This is a genomic window from Pseudomonas brassicae, assembly GCF_010671725.1.
In the GTDB taxonomy this organism is placed as follows: domain Bacteria; phylum Pseudomonadota; class Gammaproteobacteria; order Pseudomonadales; family Pseudomonadaceae; genus Aquipseudomonas; species Aquipseudomonas brassicae.
The window spans coordinates 1-18,708 of sequence record NZ_JAAHBU010000052.1 but is presented as its reverse complement, the minus strand read 5'-3'; the positions used below and the strand labels follow the sequence as shown (position 1 = coordinate 18,708).

The following is an 18,708-nucleotide window of genomic DNA, read 5'->3' as shown; positions in this document are numbered from 1 at the left end:
GAGTATCAACCATGGCTAGTTCACTTCTCGCCGGCCTGACCATTCTGATGATCGGTGACAGCCACCTGGCAACGCCCGATTACCTGATAAAGAGCCTGCACGACAACCTCGTGCAACAAGGCGCCCAGGTGCACTCGCTGGGTATCTGCGGCGCCAATGCCGGCGACTGGCTCAAAGCCACCCCCGGCACCTGCGGCGGTGCCGAGCGCCGTGGCACCGACAAGCCGGTGGTGCTCGGCAGCAAGGCCGCTACCCAGCCGATCGGCGAGCTGATCAAGGCCGACAAGCCCGACGTGGTGGTGGTCGTGATGGGCGACACCATGGCCAGCTACACCAAGCCGGCGTTCCCCAAGGCCTGGCTGTGGCAGCAGACCACCAGCTTTGCCAAGGAAATCGCCAACAGCGGCGCCAAGTGCGTGTGGGTCGGGCCGAACTGGGGCACCGAAGGCGGCAAGTACGGCAAGACCTACGCCCGTGTCGAGCTGACCTCCAAGTTCCTCGCTGCCAACGTGGCGCCGTGCGACTACATCGACTCGCTGAAGTTTTCCAAGCAGGGTGAATGGGCCACGGTCGATGGCCAGCATTTGACTGCACCGGGCTACCTGACCTGGAGCAAGAAGATCAGCGAAGAGATCGTCAAGTCGCCGGTGGTGGTGGGTGCGAAGAAATGAAGACCGCCCTGCACGCTGCGCTGCTGGCCTTGCCCGTCGCCTTGAGCGCGGGCCTGGCCCAGGCTGAAATCGCGCTATACCCCACCGGCCCCAGCGAAGACTCGGCGTTCCTGCGCTTCGTCAACGCCGCACCCGGCACGCTGCAACTGGTGGCGGACGGTTCCAAGGCCAGCTTGCAGTTGGACGCCGCCAAACCGGTGTCGGCGTACCTGCCGGTGCCGGCCGGCAAGACGATCAAGGGCACCCTGAGCCGCGACGGCAAGACCTCGGCGCTGGACCTGAGCGTGGCGCCGGGCGAATTCGCCACGGTGTTCGCACTGCAGGGTGCCAGCGGCATCCAGCAACGCGTGGTGCGCGAACAGCCCGACGACTTCAATGCGCTCAAGGCCTCGCTGGCCTTCGTCAACCTCGACCCCACCTGCCAGGGCGCAAGCCTGCGCCCGGCCGGACGCAGCGCCGACCTGTTCAAGGACGCACCCGAGGCCAGCGTACAGCGCCGCTCGATCAATCCGGTGAAGCTGTCGGTGCAACTGGTGTGCGCCAACGCCACGGTCGGCAGCCCGGTCGACCTCGGCGAGCTCAAGGCCGGCGAGCGCTACAGCGTGCTGCTGTTGCCGAGCGCAAACGGCCCGCAGCTGCTACCTGCAACGGACACGCTCTCCAACTGACCGGACGTCTTCACCACCATGGTATTCGCCTCACTCGAGTTCCTGACGCTGTTCCTGCCGATCTTCATGCTGGTGTATGCGCTGAGCCGTCCGGCCTGGCGCAACGCGGTGCTGCTGATCGGCAGCTGGTTGTTCTATGGCTGGCTGAGCCCGCTGTTCCTGCTGTTGCACATGGTGCTCACGGTGATTGCCTGGGTCGGCGGCCTGCTGGTCAACCGCAGCCATGAGGACTCGCGTGGGCGCATGCGCCTGCTGGTGGCACTGATCGTGCTCAACACCCTGGTGCTGTGCTGGTACAAGTACGCCAATATCCTGGCCGCCAACTACAACGAGCTGATCACCTACTACGGCGCACTGCCGATGGAGTGGCAGCGCGTGGCGTTGCCGGCGGGGCTGTCGTTCATCGTGCTGCAGGCAATTTCGTACCTGGTCGACGTGCACCGCCACACCGTGCCGGTAGAGCGCAGTTTCGTCAATTTCGCCACCTATATCTCGATGTTCGGCCATTCGATTGCCGGCCCGATCATTCGCTACGACTGGGTGCGCCGCGAACTCAACCAGCGCTACTTCAACTGGCAGAATTTCTCGCTCGGTGCGCGCCGTTTCATGATCGGCATGTGCATGAAGGTACTGGTGGCCGACACCCTGTCGCCGCTGGTGGACGTGGCCTTCCACCTGGACAACCCATCGTTCCTGGATGCGTGGCTGGGTTGCCTGGCGTACTCGCTGCAGCTGTTCTTCGACTTTGCCGGCTACAGCTGCATGGCCATCGGCCTGGGCCTGATGCTGGGCTTCCACTTCCCCGAGAACTTCAACCGGCCGTACCTGGCCAGCAGCATCCAGGACTTCTGGCGGCGCTGGCACCTGTCGCTGTCGAGCTGGCTGCGCGACTACCTGTACATCGCCCTGGGCGGTAACCGCTACGGGACGTGGAACACCTACCGCAACCTGTTCCTGACCATGGCCATTGCCGGCCTGTGGCACGGTGGCGACAGCTGGAACTACCTGCTGTGGGGCTCGGCGCACGGTATCGCGCTGTGCATCGACCGGGCCTGGAGCCGCTCCAGCCTGCCGGCCGTGCCCAAGGTGCTGTCGCATGCGCTGACACTGCTGTTCGTGTGCCTGGCCTGGACGCTGTTCCGCGCACCGGACTTCCACACCGCACTGTCGATGTACGCCGGCCAGTTCGGCCTGCACGGCTTTGCCCTGGGCGAGGCGCTGCTGGCCACCGTGCGTCCGGTGCATGGCCTGGCGGCACTGCTGGGGGTAGTGTGTATCGTGTTGCCGATCTGGCAGGTGCGTGCCGAGCATCGCTTCGGCCACCGCGCCTGGTTCGTGCACGCCGCCGCGCTATGGCCGGTGGCCGGCTTCCTGTTGTCGTTCGCACTGATCGCCAGCCGCGATTCGGTACCCTTTCTGTACTTCCAGTTCTGATGACGATGAAGACACCTCCTCCAAGTACGGCCCCCAACCCGCCAAGCGCCCTCGCCTTGCGCACCAGCCCGATCGCCGGCATTACCCTGGCGGCGTTTCTCGGCGCCGGCCTGCTGTCGTGCGGCTGGCTGGCCGCCAGCGGCAAGCTCGAACTGATGCCCGACAAGCACCTGTCCAATGGCGCAGTGCTGGATGGCGAAATCACCCACCGCATCGCCAAGGAACTGGCCAAGGCGCCCTTGCCCGGCCAGGTCGCCGACCTGGAACGTGCCGGCAGTTGGCTGTTGCTCGGCGATACCGGGCCGCGGGTACGCCCTGGATGCGCGCAATGGCTGTTCCTGGCCGATGAGCTCAAGCTCAACCGGCATGCCGCCGACAACGCCAAGGCCAAGGCCGATGCGGTGATTGCGCTGCAACAGGGCTTGCAGCAGCGCGGTATTCGCCTGCTGGTGAGCGTGGTGCCGGACAAGAGCCGCATCGCCGCCAGCGAGCTGTGCGCGCTGACGCGCCCCGGGGTGTCGCAGGCGCGTATCCAGCAATGGACGCAGGTGCTCAAGGGCGCCGGGGTAACCACCCTCGACCTGACGGCCAGCTTGCAGCCGCTGGGCGCCGAGGCGTTCCTGCGCACCGACACCCACTGGAGCGAGGCCGGCGCACAGGCGGCGGCCCAGGCGATTGCCGAGCAGGTCAAGGGCATGGGTTTCAGTGCTACGCCGAACAAAGCCTTCGACACCCGCCAGGAGGCGCTGGCGCCACGCCCCGGCGACCTGGTGCGGCTGGCCGGCATCGACTGGCTGCCGGTGGCGCTGCAACCGCCACAGGAACAGGTTGCCCCCACCGTCATTACCGAACGGGTGGAAGCCGCCAGCGGGTCGGCCGACAACCTCGACGATCTGTTCGGCGACGACAACCTGCCGAACGTGGCGCTGATCGGTACATCGTTCTCGCGCAACTCGAATTTCGTCGGCTTCCTGCAACGTGCCCTGGCGGCGCCGATCGGCAACTTTGCCAAGGACGGTGGCGAGTTCTCGGGGGCGGCCAAGGCCTACTTCGACAGCCCGGCGTTCAAGCAGACCCCGCCGCAACTGGTGATCTGGGAGATTCCCGAGCGCGACCTGCAAACCCCGTATGCCGGCGACGTGCACCTGGAGTGATGCGCAGGCTCAGGCGCGCGCCTTGCGCCATTGCTGGCGCAGCGCCTGTGCCGCGGCATCGTCCTGCAGCACCCAGGGGTCGAGGGCAAATGCCACGACCTGCGCTGCCCCGGTGGCGCTGGCCCACTCCAGCTGGCGCGCCACGCGCGGGTAATCGGCCGAGCGCGCCTTGAACTCGGTGCCGTCGTTGTTTTCGGACGGCAGTTGCTCGAACAGCTCGACGATCACATCGAAGGGCATGCGCTGCCCGCGCAGCATGCCCAGCAGCGGCTCGATGGCCTTGAGATTGTCCCAGCCCGCCACCCCCACGCCGTCCTGCACCATCGGGCGCAGGTGGGCCTGCTGCAGCAGGTGCTGCCACAGCTGCACCAGGTCGCCCTGGGTAGCCAGCTTGCTGAAATAGGTGGAGATCGCCGGCACACCGTGGCCGGCTTGCCCAGAAGCCTGCGAGAGGGCTGCCAGCCACTGGCCCAGGCGCTGCTGCGCGGCAGGCTCGGCCCAGTGGTACTGCTCGATTTCGTAGGGGATGTACCAGCCGGCGAACTGCGCGTGGCGTGACCACGGCGAGTCATGGATATAGCGCCTGGCATCGTGCAGCGAACGCTCGAAGAACGCCGCCTGCGCCTGCGCGTCACGGCCGAGCACTGCCCACCAGCCCTGGTCGCATGGCAGGCCGATGCGTACCCGCATGCCATTGGCACCAGCGGCATCCAGCAGGTGCTGCATCGAGGCGTCGGGCAGGCGCCAGGCGGGCTCGCTGCCGCCGTGCAGGCCGACCCACTGCAGCACCAGCTCATTACTGCCCAGCGCGTGCATGGCGGCCATGCGTGCCATCCAGTCGTCGCGGCCGAGCTGCAGGTGGCTTTGCCAGAGTTGCAGGAAGGTGGCGTCGATGTGGGGTTTGCGGCTGCAGGCGGTCAATGGCAGCAACAACGCAAGCGCGGGTACGCAGGCGACCAGGCGCAGAAACCGGCGCCGTTCACGAAAGGGTGTTGCTGGAGGGGTGGGCATGGGGACCTGTCAATCGTGACGTCATCGGCGTGGGACGCCCATGATAGCCACTCTGCCGAACGCGCTGCGCGAAAAGCACGCAGCGGGCGCAGGCACGGATTCAGGCGCGCTTGAGGTGATGCACCGAGTCCAGGGTAGTGAAGTGGTAGATGCCGTGCTGCTTCTCCAACAGGCAGCACCAGCCTTCAAGCTCGCCGATTTGTACAACGAAGCTCATGGCTTCGATGCCGGCGAGGCCGGCGGCCGCTTCGACAACGGTCTTCACGCGCTTTTCGACGGCAGCGTCATACACTAATTTGTATGACTTTTCCCATATGACACTGGCACTGGAAAACACTCTCCATCCATCTTCTTTCAACACTTTCTGAAAAGTGGCACGCTGGACCATACCGGTATTGGAGAGATCAAGCGACAACAGGCAGATCGTCATGATGAGTTCCCTCGACAGTAGTTTTAACCTCTTGCAAACTAGCCAAAGAAACAGAACAGAGCAATTGCATTTAGCCATCACCGCGACCGTTAAATTAATACAAGAATTTGCTCACCGGGACAATTAAACATTATTTAAATTAATCCTAGGAAAAATATTACATCACAGTAAGCAAATTTAAATTTTACGATTATCCCTCGCAAGCAAAAAGGGTCGCTACTTGGGCGACCCTGTCAACGTGTGTTTACTCGATGCTGAACCGGTACGTGCCCCGTTCCAGCAAGACGCTGCCGGCGCGGCCGGAGTGATCGCCGATCTGGATAGCAAAATAAACACGCGCCACTTCTGCCTCCCTCGCGGCGGTCTTGAGCGTTTCTTCCAACCGATGCTCTACACCGGACTGGTAGCTGAGTTGCGGATAGCATTGCTTCCAGGTTGTATCGACGTGCGCAATTTTTTCCCAGCCATCTTTTTCCAGCTGCGTATAAAACTCGCGACGCGGCTTGTCTTCCGCACCTTTCAGATCGAGGGTCAACAGACAATGAGCCATGTTCAATTCCTTGTGCAATGGGTTGGTTTTGCATAAAAACTAACCGCCCGCACGCGAACACGCCATACACTTTCATGCACCAGACTGTATTTTCAGAAGCGGCGCACAGATGACAAACGAAATTATTCTTTATGTTTAAACCTGACAGATAAAAACAGCAGGCGCACAGACACCGCGTATCGTGTGATCGCTGAGAGGGTGTTATGAGCAGGAGCGTTTTCTGCGCAAGGCAGGAAATGGAAAGGTTTGGGGTGGGACGATTCACCCTGAGAGTCAGGGACTTGCGTTATGGAGGCAACCCCACCAGCCACACCCCGGCACACAATGTTCCCGCTGTGGCTGCTCCCTTCCGGGCCTGACCAGGTTAACGGGTAATCGTTGCGGGGGGACCGATGGGGTCACCATAACGACGCTCGCCTGGCAGCGAGCGGGGCCATTGTACCGGTCTGACGCGAAGTTACAACCTCTGCGCCATGAAAAAACCATATGGGCTCAAGGACTTGTGATTTGCACGGGCCCATCGCCCTGGATCACGCGGTGGATGAAGTGCAGCTTGGCCACCACCGGCGCACTCAGCACAAAGGGGTAGAAATCGGTCTGGCCCATGCTGCGCGACAGTTCGTTGAGCATCGCCGACAACTCCACCCAGGCATTGATGAACGCCAGGAACGCCGGTGCCCCCGCATGCTCGGGCTGGTACAGGCTGCGCGCATCGAAGGGCGGGTAGTCCAGGTCCATGGCCGAACCGTCCATGCCCAGCGCCAGCGCAGTGTCGACGGCGTCGGTCATGTGCAGGTAGTGCGCCCAGGTCTCGGCCCAGTCTTCCCAGGGGTGCATGGTGGCGTACGCGCTGACGTGGGCAACGGCCCAGTCCAGCGGTGCGCCCTGCTGATAGTGGCGCTCCATGGCCTGGGCATAGCTGGCGCGTTCGTCACCGAACAGCCGGCGAAAATCTTCCAGCCAGGGGCTGTTGGCGACCAGCCTGTCCCAGTAGTAATGGCCGATCTCGTGGCGCAGGTGGCCGAGCACGGTGCGATAGGGTTCCTGCAACTGCACGCGCATCTGCTCGCGCCAGTCGTCGTCGGCTTCGCGGATGTCCAGGGTGATCAACCCACCGGCATGGCCGGTGGTGGGCGCGTTGCCGGCGATGTCGACGCCGATGAAATCGAAGGCGATACCCTCGCCGCCCGCAACCTGCTTGGGCTGCACCGGCAGGCCCAGGTGCAGCAATTGCGCCACCAGGCGCCGCTTGGCGGTTTCCAGCTTGCACCAGCGCAGGTGGTTTTCGCTGAACGTCAGGTCGGGGATGGTGCGGTTGAGGCGGCAGGCCAGGCAGAACGCGTGCGGATCGTCGGCGCTCAGCAGCCAGTTGCAGGCGGCAGGCGTGTCGAGGTTGGCGCAGCGCTTGAGCGCGCCGAGTTCGGGCTGGCCGTCCAGGTACCATTGGCCAGCAACGGGAGCGGGTAGCAAGGTGCCGATGTGGTGGGTGTCTGGCCAGTAGCCCAGGGAAGCCTGGCAGGCCAGGCACTGACTGTTGCGAAAGAACACCGACTGACCGCACTCGCATTGCCACACGCGCGTGCTGCGCCGCGCCTGGCTGACAAACGGCGCGGCGATGCGCGCGACGAGCTGTTCGAAGAATGGGTACATGGGGCCACCTCCTGGCTGAGGGGTAGACTACACCATGCGTGTGACAGGGCTGGGGCTATACTTGGACCGCGATGCCCTGCTCGGCCAAAAACGCAACGAACGCGTCCTCATCCAGCACCTTGAGCCCCAACTCGTTGGCCTTGGCCAACTTGGAGCCGGCCCCCGGGCCTGCCACCACGCAATGGGTCTTGGCTGACACCGAGCCCGCCACCTTGGCGCCCAGGCTCTCCAGTTTGTCCTTGGCCACATCGCGGCTCATGCGCTCCAGCGAGCCGGTCAGCACCCAGGTCTGACCGGCCAGCGGCAAGCCCTGCGCCACCTTCTTCTCGCTCTCCCAGTGCATGCCGAACGCACGCAACTGCGCCTCGACATCGCGCGCCAGTTGCCGGTTGGCCTCGACCAGAAAGAACTCGCGCACCGCGTCAGCCTGCTTGGCCGCCAGCGCCTGGCGCAGGTCGATGCCATCCGCCGCAATGATCCGCTCCAGGCTTTCAAGCTTGGCCACCAGCTTCTCGGCACCGGTCGGGCCCACCGAAGGAATGTCCAGCTTGGCCAGCATCCCCGCCAAGGTGTGCTGGCAGCGAACTCGGCCGCCAGCTCACCCTCCTCCTGCAACTGCAAACCACGCTCGAGCAACTGCTCGATGACCTTGCGGTTGTGGTCATCTTCAAAGAAGTTGTGGATCTCATGTGCCACTTCCAGCCCAATGTCCGGCAAGTAGGTCAGCACCTGCGGCAACGCCACCATCACCCGCTGCAACGAACCCAGCGAGCGCGCCAGCACCTTGGCCGTCTCTTCACCCACATCCGGGATGCCCAGCGCATAGATGAAACGCGCCAGGCTCGGCCGCTTGCTGTTCTCGATCGCCGCCAGCAACTTGTTGCTGGACACCTCGGCAAAACCTTCCAGGTCGACGATGTCTTCGAACTTCAAACGGTACAGATCTGCCGGCGAGGTAATCAGGCCTTCGTCGACCAACTGCTCGACGCTCTTCTCGCCCAGCCCCTCGATGTCCATGGCGCGGCGCGACACATAGTGAATGATCGCCTGTTTGAGCTGCGCACGGCATGCCAGGCGCCCGACGCAACGGTACACCGCGCCCTCGCTGACGGTTTCCTTGCCCTTGCTGCGCTTGACCAGTTGCGTACGCTCCACCTGCGAACCGCACACCGGGCACTCGGTGGGGATGCGCACTGGGCGGGCATCGGCCGGGCGGCGCTCGGTGACCACCTGCATCACCTGCGGGATCACGTCGCCGGCACGCCGAATGATCACAGTGTCGCCGATCATCACGCCCAGGCGCGCCACTTCATCCATGTTGTGCAAAGTGGCATTGGCCACGGTGACGCCAGCCACCTTGACCGGCTTGAGCCGCGCCACGGGGGTGATGGCACCGGTACGGCCGACCTGGAACTCGACGTCGAGCACTTCGGTCAGTTCTTCCATGGCCGGGAATTTGTGCGCGATTGCCCAGCGCGGCTCGCGGGCTCGAAAGCCCAGCTCGCGCTGCGAGGCCAGGCTGTTGACCTTGAACACCACGCCGTCGATCTCGTAAGGCAAGGCATTACGCCGCTCGCCGATGTCGCGGTAGTAGTCCAGGCATTCCTTGATGCCCGCCGCATGGCGCAGCTCGCGGCTGATCGGCATGCCCCAGCCCTTGAGCTTTTCGAGAATGCCGATATGGGTGTCGGCCACCGGCTCGGACACCTGCCCCAGGCCGTAGCAGCAGAACTCCAGCGGGCGGCTGGCGGTGATCTTCGAGTCCAGCTGGCGCAGGCTGCCGGCCGCGGCATTACGCGGGTTGGCGAAAGTCTTGCCGCCCACCTCGGCCTGCGCCGCGTTCAGGCGCTCGAAACCGTCCTTGCTCATGAACACTTCGCCACGCACTTCCAGTACCGCAGGCCAGCCCGTGCCTTGCAGCTTGAGCGGGACGTTGCGGATGGTACGCACGTTGACGCTGATGTCTTCACCGGTGCTGCCGTCGCCACGGGTGGCGCCCTGCACCAGCAAGCCGTCGCGGTACAGCAGGCTGACCGCCAGGCCGTCAAGCTTGGGTTCGCAGCTGTAGTCCACCGCAGCGCCCGCGCCGAACAGGTCGCCGGCCGGCAGGTCGAGCCCTTCCACCACGCGGCGGTCGAACTCGAGCAGGTCATTTTCTTCGAACGCGTTGCCCAGGCTCAGCATCGGTACTTCGTGACGCACCTGGCTGAACGCCGACAGCGCCGCGCCACCCACGCGCTGGGTGGGTGAATCGGCGGTCACCAGCTCCGGGTGCTCGGCCTCCAGGGCTTGCAACTCGCGGAACAGGCGATCGTATTCGGCGTCCGGCACGCTCGGCTCGTCGAGCACGTAGTAGCGGTAGTTGTGCTGGTCGAGTTCGGCGCGCAGTTCGAGGAGGCGGGTTTGGGCGTTCATCTAGGTCATCTCTTGCAAAGCAAAAGAGCAGCTCGGGGCTGCTCTTGGCGTTTTATTCCTCAGGGCTGCTGGGCAGCCTTCGCTGGCAAGCCAGCTCCCACAGGGTCGGGGGCAACCACTGTGGGCGTGTTCATTGCACTTAGCGCTTCTGGGTCAGCGCGCGGCGTTCGAATTCGACGATGCGCTGGCGGTAGTGCTCGATGGTCTGCGCGGTCATCACGCTGCGCTGGTCATCCTTGAGCTCGCCATTGAGCTCGTGCGCCAGCTTGCGCGCCGCCGCGACCATCACGTCGAAGGCCTGCTTCGGATGGCGCGGGCCCGGCAAGCCGAGGAAGAAGCTCACCGCGCGGGTGCTGAAGTGGTCGATGTCGTCGAGGTCGAATACACCCGGCTTGACCGCGTTGGCCATGGAAAACAGCACTTCGCCATTGCCGGCCATGCTTTCGTGACGGTGGAAGATGTCCATTTCACCGAAACGCAGGCCGCTTTCCAGGATGTTCTGCAGCAGCGCCGGGCCCTTGAAGCCGCTTTCGTCGCGGGAGATAACGCTGATCACCAGCACTTCTTCGACCGGCGGCAGGTCTTTGCCTTCGCTGCTGCCAAAACCGGAATGCTTGGGGCTCTCGTCCGGGAAGTCATCGTTGGCATTGCCGAACAGGTCGGGCTCACGCGGCTCTGCCGCCAGGTTCAGGTCGCCCTGCTGCGGTTCGTTGCCACGCTTGTTGCGTTTGGATGACTTGCCCACCTTCGGCTCGCGCTGCTCGCGGGCAGCGCTCATCGACGGCAGGTCGTGCTCGTCGAGTTGCGGCTCCTTGTGGTCGTCAAGCACCCGCGGCGGGCCCAGTACCTCGGCACTGGTCTCCTCGTCCGGCAGGTTGGAGAAGCTGCGGTCCAGACGGAATTTCAACTTGCCCTTGCCGCCACGCATGCGACGCCAGCCGTCAAAAAGAATGCCGGCAATGACTATGATGCCGATGACGATCAGCCACTCGCGCAGACCGATTTCCATGTAATCCCGTGCCTCTGTGAAAAATGCTGAAAAATAAAGGGTTTAAACCCCTTTAAAACGTGGCGCCAAGCCTATGTTCTGACAGGCGTTTTACCCACGCATAGAAAAATTTACATTAAGCTAGCACGACCAAAGGTAACTTTACACCGTCTGTCGCAACTGACGCGGCTTTTGCTGCAAGATCGTGCGTCATATCCGTTTTTCAGGCGTCGACCATGGCCATCGCCTCCTCCACATCCACTGCCACCAGACGCGAGCAACCCGGCTCGTGCATGGTCACGCCCATCAACTGATCTGCCATTTCCATGGCGATCTTGTTGTGGGTGATATAGATGAACTGCACTGTCTGACTCATCTCCTTGACCAGGCGCGCATAGCGTCCGACGTTGGCATCGTCCAGCGGTGCATCAACTTCGTCGAGCATGCAGAACGGCGCCGGGTTCAACTTGAAAATGGCAAATACCAGCGCCAGGGCCGTCAGCGCCTTTTCACCGCCCGAGAGCAGATGAATGGTGCTGTTCTTCTTGCCCGGCGGGCGCGCCATGATCGTTACCCCTGTATCGAGTAGATCTTCGCCCGTCAGTTCCAGATAAGCGCTGCCACCACCGAAAACTTTTGGGAAAAGTGCCTGTAATCCGGCATTTATCTGATCAAAGGTATCCTTGAAGCGGTTGCGGGTTTCCTTGTCGATCTTGCGAATGACGTTTTCCAGGGTGTCGAGGGCTTCCACCAGGTCGGCATTCTGCGCGTCCAGGTAGTGCTTGCGCTCGGACTGCTGCTGGTACTCGTCGATGGCCGCCAGGTTGATCGCGCCCAGGCGCTGGATACGCGCATCGATGCGCTCCAGCTCAAGCTCGGCCTCCTGCTCGCTGGCCTCGGCCAGCAGGGTCGCCAGCACACCGTCCAGGTCGTAGCCGTCGGCGTGCAACTGCTCCTGCAGGGTCTTGCGCCGTACGCTCAGGCCCTGCCACTCCATGCGGTGCTGCTCCAGCTGGCCACGCAGCAACTGCGCCTGCTGCTCGGCCGAGCTGCGACGCTTCTCGGCCTCGCGCAGCTCGCGGTCCGCTTCGTCCATGTGCACGCGTGCCTGACGCATCTCCTCGTCCACGCTCATGCGTTTTTCCAGCAACGCTTCGAGCATCAGGCGCAGCTCTTCGAGCGGCGCCTCGCCCTCTTCCAGGTTCAGGCTCAACTGTTCGCGTTTTTCATTCAGGCGCTCGGCCTGCAATTCCAGGCGCTCCAGCGCCTGGCGAGTCGAATCGTGCTGGGCCCGCAGCGAGCCCAGGCGCACCGCCAACTGATGGGCGTGGTCCTTGTGCTGGCGGGCCTCCTGGCGCACCCGATCAAGGCGCTCGCGCAGGTTGTCGCGCTGGGCCAGCAAGGCCTCGCGCTGCTCGGTGTCCTGGGCCATCAGGTCGAGGGCGTCCTGCAGGTGCAGGCGCGACTCACCCAGGCTTTCATGCTCGATAGCGCGCTGCTCCAGCAGCTCGGCCAGCTCTTCTTCCAGACGCTGGCGACGCAGCGTGAGCTGTTCGGCACGTGCCTTGCCGGCCGAGAGCCGGGCCTTGAGCTCGCCTTGCTGGCGCGCTTCGTCCTGGGTACGTCGGCGCAGTTGCTCGCGGCTGTCTTCGTGTACACGCTGCTGTTCACGCAGCGCCAGCAACTGCTCTTCGAGCAGCTCCAGCGCAGCTTCCTGTTCGAGGCGCTCAAGCCCTAGCCGCTCCAGTTCCTGGCCGCGCGCCAGCACGCCGCCCTGGGCTTCGCTGGCACGGCTGACACGCAAGAAGTACCGCCCCACCCAGTAACCATCGCGGCTGATCAGGCTTTCGCCATCGGCCAACTGAGCGCGCAAGGCCAACGCCTGCTCCAGGCTATCGACCGGTTTTACCTGCCCCAGCCACGGCGCCAGGTCGAGATTGCCCTGCACCTTGTCGAGCAGGCTGCCGGGTAGGCACTTGCCGGCACCGCCAGCCTGCAACAGGCGCAACTCGCCCTGATTGAAGGCAGACAGCGCCAACCCGGCAAAGTCGTCCACCAGTACCGCTTGCAGGTCGGCGCCCAGCACCGTCTCTACCGCCAGTTCCCAACCTGGCTGCACACGCAGGCCTTCGGCCAGCCGCGGGTGCTGCTCAAGGCCCTGGCCACGCAACCATTCGCCGGTGCCGCTACCCGGGTCCAGCGCGGCCTGCTGCAAGGCCTCCAGCGAGGCCAGGCGACCGCCCAGGCGTTGCAGTTCGCCTTGGGCCTGCTGCTGGGCCTGGGTCGCCTGCTGCAGTTGCTCGCGCAATGCGTCCAGGCGCTCGACGACCTGTTGCTCCTCAAGGTGCAGCTCGTCGAGCAGCATGTCGCTACTGGCCAGTTGTTCGTTCAGCTCAAGGATCGCCGCGTCTTCGGGGTCGGCGCTGAGTTGATCGCGCTCCTCGCCCAGCTTGCGCTGGCGTTCGGACACCCGCTCCAGGCTTTGCTCCAACTGCTGGATGCGCGACTGCTGCACCTCGGCCTGACGGCGCGGTTCGGCCGAGCGGGTATTGAAGGTGTCCCACTGCTCCTGCCAGCCATGCATGGTTATTTCGGCTTCTTCGAGGGTCGCCGAGGCTTCCTCGGCGGCTGCCAGCGACATCTCCTGCTCGGGCGCAATCATGTCCAGCTCTTCGCCCAGGGTCGCCAGCAGCGTGCGGTCGTGGCCCAGGTGCGATTCGGTTTCGAGGCGCGCGCGTTCGGCTTCCTTGAAGTCATCCTGCAATTGACGCAAGCGCTGCTGGCCATGCTGGATGTTCTGCTCGACCCGGGCGATGTCACCGCCCACCGAATAGAAGCGTCCCTGCACCAGGTTGAAGCGCTCTGACAGTTCATGTGCCCGTCACGCAGGCGCTCGATGCTTGCATCGGCATTGCGTTGCTCGGCCACCAGTGCCTCGAAGGCCACTTCCTGATCGCCGATGATCGCCTCGCGCTGACCGACCTGATCGTTCAGCGCGCGCCAGCGCAACGCCGCCAGCTGCGCCTTGAGCTGGCGCTCCTCGGCCTTGTATTCCTTGTACTTCTCGGCCGCCTGGGCCTGGCGATGCAGGCGTTCGAGCTGGCGCTCCAGCTCATCGCGCAGGTCGGTCAGGCGCTCGAGGTTCTCGTGGGTACGGCGGATGCGGTTCTCGGTCTCGCGGCGGCGCTCCTTGTACTTGGAGATGCCGGCCGCCTCTTCGATGAAGTTGCGCAGTTCTTCAGGCTTGGCCTCGATCAGCTTGGAGATCATGCCCTGCTCGATGATCGAATAGCTGCGCGGGCCCAGGCCGGTGCCGAGGAAGATATCGGTGATGTCACGTCGCCGGCACTTGGTGCCATTGAGGTAATAGGTATTTTGCGCGTCGCGCGTCACCTTGCGCCGAATGGAGATCTCGGCGTAGGCGGCGTACTCGCCCACCAGGGTGTTGTCACTGTTGTCGAACACCAGCTCGATGCTGGCCTGGCTGACCGGCTTGCGGCTGGTGGAGCCGTTGAAGATGACGTCGGTCATCGACTCGCCACGCAGGTTCTTCGCCGAGCTTTCGCCCATCACCCAGCGCACCGCGTCGATGATGTTGGACTTGCCACAGCCGTTGGGGCCAACCACGGCCGCCATGTTGCTGGGGAAGTTGACAGTGGTCGGGTCGACGAACGACTTGAACCCCGCCAGGCGAATGCACTTTAGGCGCATGCTCAGTCAGCGACCAGAGACGACAGCACCAGTGTGCAACTGCGCTCGCAGTACAAGGTCAGCACCTCGCGGATGCGCGGCAGGTCACTGGCCACCACGGCTTCGAGCAACTGCGCGAACAGCACCAGGAAGTCTTCCATGTTGGCCTTGCGCTGGTCCAGTGCCAGGTAATAGGTGCGGCTCATGGCCGGCTGCAGGTTCTCGACGGTCTCCTGCAGGTAGGGGTTGTTGGCGAACGGGTACGCTGCGCGCATCACGGCAAAGCTTTCTTCGACGAATGCCTTGATGTCCTGTTGCGCACAGGCGCCTGCAGGCGCTGTTGGATGAGCAGGAACGGTGCCAGGTCGGCATCGCTGCGCCGGCTCGCGGCCACGGCGTTGCCCAGCAGGATGTACAGCTCGCTCATCAGCGTGCACAGGCTGCGTACGTTGTGCTCGTTGAGGGCCGTCACCTGGGCACCGCGACGCGGCAGGATGGTGACCAGATGACGCCGTTCGAGGATCAGCAGCGCCTCGCGCACCGAGCCGCGGCTGACATTCAGTGCCTGGGTGACCTTCTGCTCCTGGATGCGCTCGGCAGGTTTGAGCTCGCCGCGAATGATCCGCTCGGCCAGGTAGTGGGCAATTTGCTCGGAGAGGCTGTCCGGCGCCTTGAACGTCATGGTTTTCCTTCAAAATCATTGAACTGTGTACAAGCGGCGATTGTAGCGCACTTGCCTGCCCCTCGCGCAGGGGCTGGGGCGGCTAAGTTGGCACGATTGAAGCAAAACAATCATGACCTGAACGGGGTTCTATGCTGGAAAGAGACGCGATGTGAAGGCGATGGGATCGATGCACGGCAAAAGCTGACCCTTAGGTCAGAAAACCATTGACCAGAAAGTCAACTCTGCATACAGTCGCCAACAGTCCGCTCAACAACAATAATTCGCTTGTGAGGCCTTCCGTGATCCAGTTTCTACTTAACCAGGAGCTGCGCAGTGAGCATGCCCTGGACCCCAACCTGACGGTACTCGAGTACCTGCGCGAGCACCTGGGCAAGCCCGGCACCAAGGAAGGCTGCGCCAGCGGCGACTGCGGTGCGTGCACCGTGGTGGTCGGCGAACTCGCCACGGGCGCGGATGGCCAGGAGCACCTGCGCTACCGCAGCCTCAATTCGTGCCTGACGTTTGTGTCTTCGTTGCACGGCAAGCAACTGATCAGCGTCGAAGGCCTCAAGCACCAGGGTAAGCTGCACAGCGTGCAGCAGGCCATGGTCGACTGCCATGGTTCGCAATGCGGGTTCTGCACGCCAGGCTTCGTGATGTCGCTGTTCGCCCTGCAGAAGAACAGTGATGCGCCCGACCTGCACCAGGCCCAGGAAGCCCTGGCCGGCAACCTGTGCCGCTGCACCGGCTACCGGCCGATCCTGGCGGCCGCCGAACAGGCCTGCTGCCAGGCGCAGCCAGACCAGTTCGATACGGCCCAGGCGCAGACCATCGCCCGCCTCAAGGCCATTGCGCCCACCGAAACCGGCGAGCTCAACAGCGGCGACAAGCGCTGCCTGGTGCCGCTGACCGTGGCCGACCTGGCCGACCTGTACGGGTCGCACCCCGAGGCCCGGCTGCTGGCCGGCGGCACCGACCTGGCACTGGAGGTGACGCAGTTGCACAAGACCCTGCCGGTGATGATCTACGTGGGCAACGTGGCCGAAATGAAGCGCGTCGACACCTTCGAAGACCGCCTGGAGATCGGCGCCGCCACCGCACTCACCGACTGTTATGAGGCGCTGAGCCGCGAGTACCCCGACTTCGGCGAACTGCTGCACCGCTTCGCCTCGCTGCAGATCCGCAACCAGGGCACCCTGGGCGGCAATATCGGCAACGCCTCGCCGATTGGCGATTCGCCCCCACTGCTGATTGCCCTGGGCGCACAGATCGTGCTGCGCCGCGGCCAGGCCACGCGCACGCTGGCACTGGAAGACTACTTCATCGACTATCGCATCACGGCCCGCCAGGACAGCGAGTTCATCGAGAAGATCATCGTGCCACGCGCCAACCTCGCCTGGGCGTTCCGTGCCTACAAGGTGTCCAAGCGCCTGGACGACGACATCTCGGCAGTGTGCGCCGCGTTCAACCTGCGCATCGACAACGGCGTGGTGGCCGAGGCGCGCATTGCCTTCGGCGGCATGGCCGCCATTCCCAAGCGCGCCCTGGCGTGCGAAACCGCACTGCTCGGCAAGCCGTTCAGTATGGCGACCATCGAACGTGCCTGCCAGGCACTGGCCGAAGATTTCACGCCGCTCTCGGACTTCAGGGCCAGCAAGGAGTACCGCCTGCTGGGCGCGCAGAACCTGCTGCGCAAGTACTTCATCGAACTGCAAACGCCGCACATCGAAACCCGGGTGACCGCTTATGTCTAACCATCCTCATGTTGCCAAGAGCCAGGCCGAGCTGGCCGAACTGTTCGCCCAGGGCCTGACCAGCGGGGTCGGGCGCAGCGTCAAGCACGACAGCGCCGACAAGCATGTGTCGGGTGAAGCGGTGTACATCGATGACCGTCTGGAATTTCCCAACCAGTTGCATGTGTATGCACGGCTGTCCGACCGCGCCCACGCGCGGGTACTGAGCATCGATACACGCCCCTGCTACGCCATCGAGGGCGTGCGTATCGCGATCACCCACGAGGACATCCCGGGCCTGAAGGACATCGGTCCGCTACTGCCCGGTGACCCGTTGCTGGCCATCGACACGGTCGAGTTCGTCGGCCAGCCGGTGCTCGCCGTGGCCGCCTGCGACCTGGACACCGCACGCCGTGCAGCCATGGCCGCGATCATCGAATACGAAGACCTGGAGCCCGTGCTGGACGTGGTCGAGGCGTTGCGCAAGAAGCACTTCGTGCTCGACAGCCACACCCACCAGCGCGGTGACTCGGCAACCGCCCTGGCCAGCGCCCCGCATCGGGTGCAGGGCACCCTGCACATCGGCGGCCAGGAGCACTTCTACCTCGAAACCCAGATCTCTTCGGTAATGCCCACCGAAGATGGCGGCATGATCGTGTTCTGCTCCACACAGAACCCCACCGAAGTGCAGAAGCTGGTGGCGGAGGTACTGGACGTGCCGATGAACCGCATCGTGGTCGACATGCGCCGCATGGGCGGCGGTTTCGGCGGCAAGGAAACCCAGGCCGCAAGCCCGGCCTGCCTGTGCGCGGTGATCGCGCGCCTGACCGGGCAGCCGACCAAGATGCGCCTGCCGCGGGTCGAAGACATGCTGATGACCGGCAAGCGCCACCCGTTCTACATCGAGTACGACGTGGGCTTCGACGACAGCGGCCGCCTGCACGGCATCAACCTGGAACTGGCCGGCAACTGCGGCTGCTCGCCAGACCTGTCGGCGTCGATCGTGGACCGCGCGATGTTCCACTCCGACAACGCCTATTACCTGGGCGATGCCACGGTCAACGGCCACCGCTGCAAGACCAACACCGCGTCCAACACCGCCTACCGCGGTTTTGGCGGGCCACAGGGCATGGTCGCCATCGAAGAAGTGATGGACCGCATCGCCCGCCACCTGGCACTCGACCCGCTGGCAGTGCGCAAGGCCAACTATTACGGCAAGACCGAGCGCAACGTCACTCACTACTACCAGACCGTCGAGCACAACATGCTCGAAGAGATCACCGCCGAACTGGAAGCCAGCAGCGACTACCAGCAGCGCCGCGAATCGATTCGCCGCTTCAATGCCAACAGCCCGGTACTGAAGAAAGGCCTGGCACTGACCCCGGTCAAATTCGGCATCTCGTTCACCGCCAGCTTCCTCAACCAGGCCGGCGCGCTGGTGCACATCTACACCGACGGCAGTATCCACCTCAACCATGGCGGCACCGAGATGGGCCAGGGCCTCAACACCAAGGTGGCGCAAGTGGTGGCCGAGGTGTTCCAGGTGGATTTCTCGCGCATCCAGATCACTGCGACCAATACCGACAAGGTGCCCAACACCTCGCCGACGGCCGCCTCCAGCGGTGCGGACCTGAACGGCAAGGCGGCGCA

At 63.8% G+C, this 18,708-nt stretch carries 11 protein-coding genes, 1 other RNA gene and 3 pseudogenes; 6 read left to right on the top strand and 9 right to left on the bottom strand.

Going from position 1 to position 18,708, the window contains the following annotated elements:
* Window positions 1-11: 11 nt before the first annotated feature.
* From G3436_RS05040 to G3436_RS05025, 4 genes are read left to right on the top strand one after another with little or no spacing between them, the layout of a single operon-like run.
* Entirely contained in the window at window positions 12-671 is a 660-nt protein-coding gene (locus G3436_RS05040; RefSeq protein ID WP_163942013.1) for an SGNH/GDSL hydrolase family protein, read from the top strand.
* The gene (locus tag G3436_RS05035) at window positions 668-1,339 is read left to right on the top strand and encodes a DUF4397 domain-containing protein (protein WP_163942010.1); all 672 of its coding nucleotides are present in this window, start codon (window positions 668-670) and stop codon (window positions 1,337-1,339) included. The genes G3436_RS05040 and G3436_RS05035 overlap by 4 nt, the downstream gene beginning before the upstream one ends.
* Window positions 1,340-1,357: 18 nt before the next feature.
* Window positions 1,358-2,773, top strand: a complete 1,416-nt coding sequence (locus tag G3436_RS05030; RefSeq protein WP_163942007.1) for an MBOAT family O-acyltransferase — start codon at window positions 1,358-1,360, stop codon at window positions 2,771-2,773.
* A complete protein-coding gene (locus G3436_RS05025) occupies window positions 2,773-3,927 on the top strand; it encodes an alginate O-acetyltransferase AlgX-related protein (protein ID WP_163942004.1) in 1,155 nt (384 codons plus the stop codon). Before G3436_RS05030 ends, G3436_RS05025 begins: the two co-directional genes overlap by 1 nt.
* Before the next feature lie 9 nt (window positions 3,928-3,936).
* Here the strand turns inward: G3436_RS05025 and G3436_RS05020 are convergent, their stop codons facing one another.
* The 9 genes and pseudogenes from G3436_RS05020 to G3436_RS04980 form a co-directional block, all read right to left on the bottom strand.
* A complete protein-coding gene (locus G3436_RS05020) occupies window positions 3,937-4,938 on the bottom strand; it encodes a DUF4434 domain-containing protein (protein WP_163942001.1) in 1,002 nt (333 codons plus the stop codon).
* 100 nt (window positions 4,939-5,038) lie between these two features.
* Window positions 5,039-5,368: a hypothetical protein gene (locus G3436_RS05015; RefSeq protein ID WP_163941998.1), complete on the bottom strand. Its 330-nt coding sequence runs from the start codon at window positions 5,366-5,368 to the stop codon at window positions 5,039-5,041.
* A gap of 244 nt (window positions 5,369-5,612) precedes the next feature.
* The gene (locus tag G3436_RS05010; RefSeq protein WP_163941995.1) at window positions 5,613-5,918 is read right to left on the bottom strand and encodes a hypothetical protein; all 306 of its coding nucleotides are present in this window, start codon (window positions 5,916-5,918) and stop codon (window positions 5,613-5,615) included.
* Window positions 5,919-6,216: 298 nt separating this feature from the next.
* An RNA gene (gene ffs / locus G3436_RS05005) (signal recognition particle sRNA small type) lies at window positions 6,217-6,313 on the bottom strand.
* A 97-nt stretch (window positions 6,314-6,410) separates the two neighbouring features.
* Complete coding sequence (locus G3436_RS05000) at window positions 6,411-7,568, bottom strand: zinc-binding metallopeptidase family protein (protein WP_163941994.1); 1,158 nt, start codon at window positions 7,566-7,568, stop codon at window positions 6,411-6,413.
* Window positions 7,569-7,623: 55 nt separating this feature from the next.
* A pseudogene (gene ligA / locus G3436_RS04995) lies at window positions 7,624-9,983 on the bottom strand (NAD-dependent DNA ligase LigA).
* Window positions 9,984-10,122: 139 nt separating this feature from the next.
* Window positions 10,123-10,992, bottom strand: coding sequence for a cell division protein ZipA (zipA, locus tag G3436_RS04990; RefSeq protein ID WP_163941989.1), 870 nt, complete (start codon window positions 10,990-10,992; stop codon window positions 10,123-10,125).
* A gap of 202 nt (window positions 10,993-11,194) precedes the next feature.
* Window positions 11,195-14,682 (bottom strand): annotated as a pseudogene (gene smc, locus G3436_RS04985) (chromosome segregation protein SMC).
* A 2-nt stretch (window positions 14,683-14,684) separates the two neighbouring features.
* A pseudogene (locus G3436_RS04980) lies at window positions 14,685-15,343 on the bottom strand (GntR family transcriptional regulator).
* Window positions 15,344-15,624: 281 nt separating this feature from the next.
* Between G3436_RS04980 and xdhA the strand changes: the two are divergent.
* Both xdhA and xdhB read left to right on the top strand, forming a co-directional pair.
* Window positions 15,625-17,079 carry a xanthine dehydrogenase small subunit gene (xdhA, locus tag G3436_RS04975; RefSeq protein ID WP_163941986.1) on the top strand — a complete coding sequence of 485 codons (1,455 nt, stop codon included), beginning with the start codon at window positions 15,625-15,627 and terminating at the stop codon, window positions 17,077-17,079.
* Window positions 17,072-18,708: xanthine dehydrogenase molybdopterin binding subunit (xdhB, locus tag G3436_RS04970; RefSeq protein ID WP_163941983.1), on the top strand; the 1,637-nt coding region annotated here is incomplete at its 3' end. The genes xdhA and xdhB, both read left to right, overlap by 8 nt.

What these genes read in the sequence shown, in the direction of transcription:
- G3436_RS05040 (WP_163942013.1), top strand. Translation starts at nt 12, where the DNA reads ATGGCTAGTTCACTTCTCGCCGGCCTGACCATTCTGATGATCGGTGAC.
- G3436_RS05035 (WP_163942010.1), top strand. Translation starts at nt 668, where the DNA reads ATGAAGACCGCCCTGCACGCTGCGCTGCTGGCCTTGCCCGTCGCCTTG.
- G3436_RS05030 (WP_163942007.1), top strand. Translation starts at nt 1,358, where the DNA reads ATGGTATTCGCCTCACTCGAGTTCCTGACGCTGTTCCTGCCGATCTTC.
- G3436_RS05025 (WP_163942004.1), top strand. Translation starts at nt 2,773, where the DNA reads ATGACGATGAAGACACCTCCTCCAAGTACGGCCCCCAACCCGCCAAGC.
- G3436_RS05020 (WP_163942001.1), bottom strand. Translation starts at nt 4,938, where the DNA reads ATGCCCACCCCTCCAGCAACACCCTTTCGTGAACGGCGCCGGTTTCTG.
- G3436_RS05015 (WP_163941998.1), bottom strand. Translation starts at nt 5,368, where the DNA reads ATGACGATCTGCCTGTTGTCGCTTGATCTCTCCAATACCGGTATGGTC.
- G3436_RS05010 (WP_163941995.1), bottom strand. Translation starts at nt 5,918, where the DNA reads ATGGCTCATTGTCTGTTGACCCTCGATCTGAAAGGTGCGGAAGACAAG.
- G3436_RS05000 (WP_163941994.1), bottom strand. Translation starts at nt 7,568, where the DNA reads ATGTACCCATTCTTCGAACAGCTCGTCGCGCGCATCGCCGCGCCGTTT.
- zipA (WP_163941989.1), bottom strand. Translation starts at nt 10,992, where the DNA reads ATGGAAATCGGTCTGCGCGAGTGGCTGATCGTCATCGGCATCATAGTC.